Source organism: Acinetobacter yuyunsongii (assembly GCF_041021915.1).
GTDB lineage: Bacteria > Pseudomonadota > Gammaproteobacteria > Pseudomonadales > Moraxellaceae > Acinetobacter.
In genome coordinates, this window is record NZ_CP157440.1 from 1 (window position 1) to 9300 (window position 9300).

Below are 9300 nucleotides of genomic sequence, written 5' to 3' on the forward strand. Positions count from 1 at the left end.
GGACTCTAAGTTGAAATAATCAGGACTATTGATGTTTATGTTGGTGTTTTTCAATTTCTATCGTTGATAGTTTCTTATGATTACTTTCCCAAGTTGATAGGCCTTCAAGAACATCAAGAAATAAATTTTGTCGTTTAAAAAAATTGTAGGTGTGTTCAGTAATCTCTTTAAATATTTTACTTGTTCTTACCCTAGAAGCGAATTGACTGTTATTGACAATTCTATTGGTGATTTGGTCTGGTGTTTCCGAATGAATATCAATATTCAATTTTTTAAAGGCTGCTAATACTGCACCACCTAACTCGTATTTGCGTCTGTTTTCCTCATTACGCTTGATTTGTGCTTCGCTAAGGGTTTTCCTCGATTTATTTAAAACTTCGCGTTTTTGCTCATTTTCGAGGCGTATACGGTCATTGAGAACTGCCTTATGGATTTTTTGATAAGACTCTAAGGCTCGCTCTAGTCTAAACCAGGTGTCTCGATCCTGGTCTTGTTGGGCCAAACTTAAAATTTCAACTTCATTGTCCATTAGTTTTTGTTGGTTATGTGCTTTGAGTTTGATCTGTTCAAGTAAGATTTGGCGTTGTTGATATAGCACTCTATAGCGATCTACAGTTTTAAACTTTTTGAATATCTCTTCATCAAATTTTTCTGTAGATAATAATGACCTTAAAACATGAGATTGGATTTCTGTGAGGAACGGTAATTTTTCTAAAAACTGCTGCAATTGAATCAGATCTTCATTTGATAAAACTTTAGCAGGACGACCTCGTTTCACCATGATCAGCACCCCAAAAAAACACATGAATCAGATATCAGTAGAGTAGCATATGGCGGCATGAATAAATTAAATAAAATGTGGGAACATTTTATTTAATTTATTAGCTCGTTTCCGTGTTTCTAAAAAGCTATAATTTTACGAAGTAAATTATAGCTTTTTAGAAACACTTCTTCTCGTGCTCCGCAGGCAATTAGAGATGTAAGTTATTGATTTATATTGAATGTTATCTGTTACATAGAAACTAAGGTGCTGTTACAGCATTAAAAAAGTACTGTTACAACATCAAAAAGTACTGTTACAGCATTAAAAAGTGCTGTTACAACATCAAAATACCATGGAGGGTCGGCACCAGAATGTTCTACTGTAATCTTGAACACAACAGTAAAAATCCGCCCCCAAAAGGTGGTAAAAATAACAAGCCTAGAACGGCCAAAGAGCGCTTTCACTACATCACTCGAACTGCACAATTTGCACAACATAAAGATCATGTTCATGAACAACTTGAGTTTGTTTGCTCAGGTAATATGCCCAGCTTTGCCGAGGGGAATCCGGAAGAATTTTGGCAGGCCTCGGATCTGTATGAACGCAAAAATGGTCGGGTCTGTTCAAGTTTGGTGGTGGCTTTGCCGAAAGAACTTACTCAAGAACAGCGCATCGAGTTGGCCGAGGCATTTATTGCCGAATTTGCTGATCGTTATCGCTATCCTTTTACTTGCGCGATTCATAATCATGCTGGCGCTTTGGCGGGACAAGATCAGCCGCACTTGCATTTGATTTACAGTGAACGCCATGTTGATGGTATTGAGCGAACACCGGAGCAGTTTTTTAAGCGTTATAACCCTGAGCAGCCAGAGAAAGGCGGTGCACAAAAGCTCACGGCAGATGTGTTAGGGATGGGCAAAGAACAGTTGCAGTTGTATCGGCAGAAAACTGAAGAGCTGATTAATGACAGCTTACAGCGTTATGCACCGACCAAAATTATTGAAATTAGAGGGCTAAAGGTAGAGGTTCCGAATCTAGTGAGTTGTCTATCCAATGAAGATTACAATAAAAAATATGATACTCATCTGCAAGATGTGCCGATCATGAGTAAGGCACTACGGTTTGCAAAAGAAAGTGATCCTGTCCGTTTTCAGCAAAAACAGGACATGATTGTAGAAATTAATCGGTTGAGAGCTGAGAATCGTTATGAGCTGTATAAACCGTACTATGAGGCAGAATTGAATAAGCAAAAGTCACTAGAGCAAGAAAAGCAGAAGCAGGCACAAGAAAAAACGAAGGGATTTGATGGTCCTAGTTTTGGATTTTGATAGAGCGTTCAAAAATCTGTGACAGGTAAACTGACTGTAGGACTGTAAATTGTGTAATGGTCCTTTAAAAGGACCATGCAGGGAGTCTAGCTATTCAATTAACAGTCTCAAAATTGCATAAATGCTCCATCAGGAAAGAATGCTAAAAAAGCGCGTTTAACGTCTTCGTAATCATCATCTATATGTTGATCAAGATGATGCTGCGTCCATACCAATGTTGCTTCTCGATCGTCAAAACATTTATTAACGTTTAAAAATAAACTCAGATTGTTCGATCTATTAATTGAGAGCTCTTTAATGAGTTGAGTTCCAATTTTTCTAGAATTTTCAGAAAGATATAAATGATTAATCAAGTTTAAATTACCCATTGTTATGCCTCATTTTAAGAAGAAATAATTAAAAACACCTTCTTCATATGTCCTGAAAGAAGGATATGGGAATATTTAAACACATAAATAGTGTGTTAATCACATTATTTATGTGTTTAAATGTAAATAAATGATCTGTGCTATACTTTTCCATCAGAACAATTCTGCTTTTTAAACTATGCCTTACGAAGAATTTCAAAGACTTATAGGTAAGTCTGGCCTTTCTATTAAAGAATTTGCAGCGCTTTTAGATATGAACGCCAACTCCATTACCAACTATAAAAAGAACGGTAAAGTGCCCACTACGATTGCAGTAATTGCGGTCATAATTTCAGATATGAAGGATGATGGTCTGGACTTTTATCCAATTTTTGAGAAAGTTCGAGCTTATCGTGATCAATAGAGTATTTGATGTGAACCCAATTAAAGATTTAATTGGGTTCTAACACGTGCATTTCGTAGAAGAGATTTTATGTTAAATAGCCCTCAACAGAGGGCTATTTTTAATACTAAAAATTACATGCTTTTAAGACATAAGGATTCATATGCTGCACCTTTAGCTAAAACAGTCTTCAGCTTACCATTCGTGGTTATTTGCAATAGTGCCAAATAGATTCATTTTCGATACTCTTACTTCAAAGCCAAAATTTTTCGGGCACCATTAAGTACGAATAAAGAAACCAGTATGCCAATGATTAAGTCTGGATAAGCTGATCCCGTCCACGCCACGAGTACACCGGCAAATATAACGCCCATATTTACGACAACGTCATTCGCCGAGAAAATCCAACTGGCTTTCATATGTGCGCCATCTTCTCGATGACCAGAAATAAGATATAAGCATGTCACGTTAGCTATAAGTGCGAGCAGGCCAATAACAATCATGAGCGTTGATTCTGGCTCGCTTCCAAACATGAATCGTCTAATGACATCAACAATCACGATAACAGCAAGTAATAACTGAATCCAACCTGCGAAATGGGCTGCTTTTATTTGATATTTCGCAGCTTTTCCGACGGCATATAGCGCAATACCATAAACGGCTGCATCGGCAAACATATCTAGAGAATCAGCAATCAATCCTGTAGACGCAGCAATAATACCGCTGATGAATTCTATAAAGAAAAGTAGAGCATTAATACCTAATAACAGTTTAAGTACTTTAGCTTGTCTCACAGGATCAGGTTCATTAGGTATATCGCCTGAAGAAAGCTGTGTTTCATCAAGTTTCGCCCCAAAACCCAGTCCTTCGAGTTTAGCCGTAATTTGCTGAATCCCTTCATTATGGAAGACTTTCAGTTTTCGATTGGGAAGATCAAAAGTAAGACCTTTAACTGCTTCAATATCTGCAAGAGCCATACGGACCATTTGCTCTTCAGCAGAGCAATCCATTTTAGGAATGGTGTAGGTACTTGTTTGCTTAGCCTGTTGATTGCTTATATAAGTTTCAGTCTTCACAAGCTTTGCACCAAGACCCAAAGCTTCAAGTTTGGTGGTTATATTTTCATCTTTTTGATTATGTAGAACCTTTAAAGAACGGTTAGGTAAATCAAAGATGAGTTTTTGAACACCATCAATTGAAGATAGCGCCATACGAACCATCTGTTCTTCCGCAGAACAATCCATTTTGGGAACTAAGTATTCACTCATGTAGTGCGAATCTTTTAAAACGTCTTCAGTGCTTAAATTTTCTTTGGGATCAGAACCATAACAGGATTGAGCGGTATCTTCACAACTGTTTGAAGTGTTACAGCAAGGAGATGAAGATTTTTTTTCTTCCTCTTCACCACAACAGCTAAGCGTATTATCACAATTCTTTGAATTGTTTGCTTCTGCAATTGATGGATGATTTTCTTGTTGAGATTTCTTATCTTCGCATGGTGTTTCTTTACTACATCCACAACCACTCATAATTATACCCATTAAAAAAATTATAAACTTTGAATATTAGAATCCCTATAGTTACTATAGAGTCAAGAATCTTTGGAAATACTAACTCAATGCATTTAAAAATTGGTGAACTCTCTAAAAAAACCTCATGTTCAGTATTAACAATTAGGTTTTATGAAAAGGAAGGTTTAATTCCGGAACCGGAAAGAACGGAAGGAAATTACCGCCTTTACGATGTAGGCTATGTTGAGCGAATTAAATTTATTTTGAATTGCCGAACTTTAAATATGAGTTTGAATGAAATTCGTCAATTACTTACCTATAAAGACAAACCTGAGAAAAATTGTTCAGATGTGAATGAATTAATTGACTTACATGTCAGTGCTATCAGAGAAAATATAATCAAGCAACAAAAGCTTATTGAACAACTATCTGATTTAAGAGGTACTTGTGATGGTTTATGTACAATTGACCAATGTGGAGTTTTAAAAAATCTAGCTTGATTATCTAGACCTATGCTTTTTTCAAAAAATCGGCACTGTTGCAAATAACCACGAATGGTAAGCTGAAGACTGTTTTAGCTAAAGGTGCAGCATATGAATCCTTTCCATGGTCGGCATTTTCAGGGCGAAATCATTCTTTGGGCTGTGCGCTGGTATTGTAAATATGGCATTAGCTATCGTGAACTGCAGGAAATGCTGGCCGAACGGGGTGCGAATGTTGATCACACGACTATTTACCGTTGGGTTCAACGTTATACGAATCTAAAAATGGGAGCCTATAGCTCCCATTTTTATTGTTAAACGTTGAATCCTATATGTTTTCCTGTTGGAAGCTCTACATCAATACGGAGCTTCCCACCCATTGCCTCAACATACTTTTTCATGGTTGAAATCTTAAGATCATTGCCACGATTTTCTATTGCTGAAAGCGATGGCTGTTTTATTCCCAAAGTTTCAGCAAGCTCTTTTTGAGAAATTTCGAGTTCTTCACGAATAAGATGAAGCTGATTTTCTAGCAGTAATTCATCAGCCATTTTTTGAATACGGGCTTGGCTCTCTGGAGAGCGGCTAGCTAACAATTCTTGCAGAGTCTTAGCCATTAGATTTATCTCCTAGGGTAGTGAGATGAAGTTGGTATTGTTCATCTGCAATATCCAGCATGTCTTTATAAAAACGCTTTTTACCGCCTTTATCAGCAATACATAGAACAATAGCCTGTCGTAAGGGATCAAATGCGAAGAAAGCTCTTAAGGGTCTACCGCGATGTTGAACACGCAGTTCTTTCATATTGGTAAATTTAGACTCATACACAGTATCTACTAAAGGACGGCCTAAACTCGGTCCCTGCTGCTGTAGAACAACCAGGGCAGCTAGGACCTTCTCTTGTGTAGGTTCATCTTGCTGTTCAAGCCACTGATTAAATAGATCTGTCGTAATGACTGTCCACATACCACAACCAAAATATAGATTATAGTCTATATTTTAGGGGCATTATGTTTGTTTTGCAAATGAGAAAGGATAGGCAATAAAAAACCCCGACATCCTGTCGGGGTTTTTCGTATTTGGTACTAGGGTCAACTCCTGTCATCCCTCGCGTCCTGTCGCTGATCTTATTGTTGTTATGTGGAACATCCTGTTCTCGATGAACTCATCATAGGAAATTTAGCTGAGTATGGCTATTGGCAATTTTCTTGAATGGCTGTACGCCAAAACGTACATGATTTTATAAGGGATTTATCCCGATATTTGTCCGCAGGAAATGGGGATAATTTCAGAAATGAGAACCTTTAGAAATCAGGAAAATTTGGATTTTTGAATATTTTTTAACCAATTTTATTGGCTAAAAGTGACAAAAGTGCTTAAAAAGCAGCCGACTTGTTTCCGAGTCGGCTTTTTACCTATTTTTTAGTCATGACTAATTTTTTAAATATTTGAAAAACAATAACTTTTTGTAAATGATTTCGCATAACGGCCATTATGTTAAATGGATGTAAAATAACTTGATGAGAAAAAGGAAAAATTAGGTCTCATCTATAGTTGATCATCTCTCGCTGACAACATTTCATGATATTTCTGTTTTATCTGACTTTTTAAAGTGAAATCGTCAATAATTATATCTAAACCGCCATCATAAGGCGCAACAATTATCTTTTTCTCAAAAGATATTAAAAATGCACGAGTTTCATCGTTAGCTATTTTAAGTAATAGATCGTCATGTGAGTTTTGTTCCCAGACTACTTCAGTAAACATAGGCGTGAAATAGAGATCATTGTTTTCATCGTCATCAAAATGTTCAGGATCAACTTCATGTAAATTTATACGTGACCCACTAATAAAATTATATGAAAGTTTGGATACTTGATCATAGTTGGCTATAGATGAGTCACCTATAAAGGTATTCCCTGAGACAATGAAAAGGGTTGTACCTTGAGGGAAACAATCACTAATAATTTGATTTTGTCTGTTGATTAATAAATCAATTTCAAAAGCACAATCAGCATACCTTTTTGAGTTAGGGAGACTATGTAAGCGAATCCAATTTTTTGTGAAATAATGCTTAAACAAATATGGAATAGGAAGCTTATTGGGGAATAACATATTCCATTTGTAATCAAAGTTATTAGCTAAAGTATCAGTCATAGGACTCTACGGTTATAAAGTTTCGCTAAAATTAACATAATACAGCTTATACGAAATGCGTTATAATTATCTATAGAAATCAATGCTGTAGTTCCTAGTTGATAGCCCATCTTCCCCAAGTTGGGCTTTTTTTGTGATTTTTCACGTTCCACGCCTATTTCTTAACCAAAGTTCCACGCCTTTGCTTAGTCAGACTGAACAATCCCCTCAGCCATTCGGCAGGAAAAACCGGCTCAGAAAGCCCCGTTTTGGTGGTTCAGGCTCGACATGCTCCGGCACTGCAATTCGCTTATTTTCTTTTTCAACCAGAGTAGTCAATCCCTCATCTTTCGTGTCAACGGTGCCTGGTTCTGGCTGTGCTGGGGCAGTATTTGATTGAGGCAGCTCTTGATCGGTAAACGTAGTCATATTGGCTTTTGGGGGCTTCATTTCAATGAGTGTCAGCAGTGTATCTATACGAGCGTTTGCCTTGGCTTCACGATCTTCGGCTTTTTCTAACTGTTTTTTTAGAAAATCGATTTGGTTTTTGAGTTCTACAACTGTTTTATTGGTGTATTCAGATGTATTTTGATTTTGTATTGGAGACGTATCGATACGTTTTACTTGTTTTACTCCAAAAGGTTCTCCATAGACACGAAGAAGTTCTGAAAAATCTATAAAACCATCGTGGTCACGGCTTAACACACCGTTTTTTATATCTTTATATAGCGTAGCTCGAGATTTTTTATACAGGGTTGCAGCATCACTAACACTGTATTTTGTAGCTGTATTCATAGTGTATTGCTGTGTATTTTGAAAACGTATTGAAGAATACAATATTTGTATTCTCCAATACACTCAAGCTTTAAAGCCTAAGTTCTTTAGATGAGGAAAAAACTGTTTTTGCTGTATTGGATCTCTTAGCATTTCTTTGATTTTCGCGGCTAGGCTCTCATAGCTTTCATTACCATCTGCTAAGTTTGAGAATTCAGGTAGTCGTGAAAGCTGATTGCCAAACATATTGATTTGAGCATCTGTCATTTGGTGGAATGCTACTTGGGATGTTCTGGTTAATTCTGGTTGAGATGATCTAACTTTCGATTTAATTCTGAATTGAATATCAGTGATGACTCGACCTTTCTTGAATTGGTCATATTCAACGGTAATATTAGTGTGTTTATTAATTTCACTTACTGCTCTGTCTAATACGTTGGATTTAAAGTTAGACATTGTTGAATATTCAGTCGCATCAAGCCCTAACTTTGATCTAAGATCGTTAATACTATATTTCTCAGTTTTTGCTACATTCAACCATTTAATTAATAGCTCATATAGTCTTATGCTATATTTGCTTCTAAAATCAGATACTTGCTCTATATGATATTTGGTAAATTGTTCGCTTAATCGGCTAATTAAGCTGATAACTTCTTTGCTAAGGTATAAAACAATAAGACCACTAGAATCTACATAGGTCACTTTGTTTACCCAATTTGCAGTAGTAAGAGCCTCTAGGCCCTTATATCTATCTAAATAACTAAACTCCCTTCTTTTTAGTGTTTTTGCTGCCTCTCTAAGTAAGCCATAGGCATTATTACTATCCACTTTAAATTGATGAATGTAGTCGCTTACAAGTACTTCTATTGGTGTATCAGGTGTGAGATTAGAAGACTCTCTAGCTCCAACTATGGCCAAGAGCATAATACGTTGCTCTATGAGCGATAAGTTAAAAGAAGCATCGATAAGAGCATTATCTTTAACAACTAATTTATTGTTATTTGTCATGATATGAAGCTTATTAATTCATTTAACTAGGTTATATGTTATATATTTTAAATAGTCAACAATCTATCTATTCATATACCCCTTAAACCTATCTTTATTACCCCTTAAACCTATCTTTATTACCCCTTAAACCTATCTTTATTACCCCTTAAACCTATCTTTATTACCCCTTAAACTATTGCAAACAAAGGCTTTCAGCATGTCTAAAAACATTAAAAACTTTAAAAATAATTAAAAGCCTAGGCAAAGAAAAATTGCCCTTGGTTTTCGCTTCGCTCAAACTCTATTGAATCTCGCTTTCGCTCGATTCGTCGGGGCAATTTTTAGGTTAATGTTTCCGTGAATTTAAGAAAAAGCAAAAGCAAGATCAAAAGCAACTCGGAATTCGCTTCGCTCATAGAACTTTTTTACTCGCTTCGCTCGATCTAGGCTCAAATTACTATATGTAATTTACGCTTATTTAGGCTTCACAGCCTAAAAAGCTGTTTTTCAGGGAGTCTAGGCGCGAATTTTGATTGTGTCGCTCGTAGACACTCGCTCAACTATGG

11 protein-coding genes and 1 pseudogene are annotated in these 9300 nt (G+C 36.4%); 4 read left to right on the top strand and 8 right to left on the bottom strand.

The annotated features are described in order from the left end of the window. Nucleotides 1-25: 25 nt before the first annotated feature. Nucleotides 26-781 carry a hypothetical protein gene (locus ABLB98_RS15550; protein ID WP_126132633.1) on the bottom strand — a complete coding sequence of 252 codons (756 nt, stop codon included), beginning with the start codon at nucleotides 779-781 and terminating at the stop codon, nucleotides 26-28. A 353-nt stretch (nucleotides 782-1134) separates the two neighbouring features. Here ABLB98_RS15550 and ABLB98_RS15555 point away from each other — a divergent pair, with 353 nt between their 5' ends. Continuing rightward, a complete protein-coding gene (locus ABLB98_RS15555) occupies nucleotides 1135-2091 on the top strand; it encodes a MobA/MobL family protein (protein WP_087545996.1) in 957 nt (318 codons plus the stop codon). Nucleotides 2092-2198: 107 nt separating this feature from the next. On the opposite strand, the gene ABLB98_RS15560 is transcribed toward ABLB98_RS15555, so the two are convergent. Continuing rightward, nucleotides 2199-2459, bottom strand: a complete 261-nt coding sequence (locus ABLB98_RS15560; RefSeq protein ID WP_005155907.1) for a hypothetical protein — start codon at nucleotides 2457-2459, stop codon at nucleotides 2199-2201. Between the two features lie 178 nt (nucleotides 2460-2637). On the opposite strand from ABLB98_RS15560, the gene ABLB98_RS15565 reads away from it, so the two are divergent. Continuing rightward, nucleotides 2638-2862, top strand: coding sequence for a hypothetical protein (locus ABLB98_RS15565; RefSeq protein WP_005155906.1), 225 nt, complete (start codon nucleotides 2638-2640; stop codon nucleotides 2860-2862). A 227-nt stretch (nucleotides 2863-3089) separates the two neighbouring features. On the opposite strand, the gene ABLB98_RS15570 is transcribed toward ABLB98_RS15565, so the two are convergent. Then, nucleotides 3090-4370, bottom strand: a complete 1281-nt coding sequence (locus tag ABLB98_RS15570) for a cation transporter (RefSeq protein WP_007484275.1) — start codon at nucleotides 4368-4370, stop codon at nucleotides 3090-3092. A gap of 89 nt (nucleotides 4371-4459) precedes the next feature. On the opposite strand from ABLB98_RS15570, the gene cadR reads away from it, so the two are divergent. Beyond that, on the top strand, nucleotides 4460-4852 hold the full coding sequence (gene cadR, locus ABLB98_RS15575; protein ID WP_000550240.1) for a Cd(II)/Pb(II)-responsive transcriptional regulator: 393 nt from the start codon (nucleotides 4460-4462) through the stop codon (nucleotides 4850-4852). Nucleotides 4853-4945: 93 nt separating this feature from the next. Then, nucleotides 4946-5107: pseudogene (locus ABLB98_RS15580) on the top strand (IS6 family transposase); the annotation flags it as partial. Nucleotides 5108-5148: 41 nt separating this feature from the next. Here the strand turns inward: ABLB98_RS15580 and ABLB98_RS15585 are convergent. The 5 genes from ABLB98_RS15585 to repM form a co-directional block, all read right to left on the bottom strand. Continuing rightward, on the bottom strand, nucleotides 5149-5451 hold the full coding sequence (locus tag ABLB98_RS15585; RefSeq protein WP_001140620.1) for a helix-turn-helix domain-containing protein: 303 nt from the start codon (nucleotides 5449-5451) through the stop codon (nucleotides 5149-5151). Beyond that, nucleotides 5444-5800, bottom strand: coding sequence for a type II toxin-antitoxin system RelE/ParE family toxin (locus ABLB98_RS15590; RefSeq protein WP_004668307.1), 357 nt, complete (start codon nucleotides 5798-5800; stop codon nucleotides 5444-5446). Before ABLB98_RS15590 ends, ABLB98_RS15585 begins: the two co-directional genes overlap by 8 nt. A 582-nt stretch (nucleotides 5801-6382) precedes the next feature. Further along, nucleotides 6383-6991, bottom strand: coding sequence for a hypothetical protein (locus tag ABLB98_RS15595; RefSeq protein WP_348883738.1), 609 nt, complete (start codon nucleotides 6989-6991; stop codon nucleotides 6383-6385). 207 nt (nucleotides 6992-7198) lie between these two features. Continuing rightward, nucleotides 7199-7765: a plasmid replication DNA-binding protein gene (locus tag ABLB98_RS15600; RefSeq protein ID WP_126132634.1), complete on the bottom strand. Its 567-nt coding sequence runs from the start codon at nucleotides 7763-7765 to the stop codon at nucleotides 7199-7201. Between the two features lie 63 nt (nucleotides 7766-7828). Further along, the gene (gene repM / locus ABLB98_RS15605; protein ID WP_005155887.1) at nucleotides 7829-8752 is read right to left on the bottom strand and encodes a replication initiation protein RepM; all 924 of its coding nucleotides are present in this window, start codon (nucleotides 8750-8752) and stop codon (nucleotides 7829-7831) included. Between the last annotated feature and the right edge of the window lie 548 nt (nucleotides 8753-9300).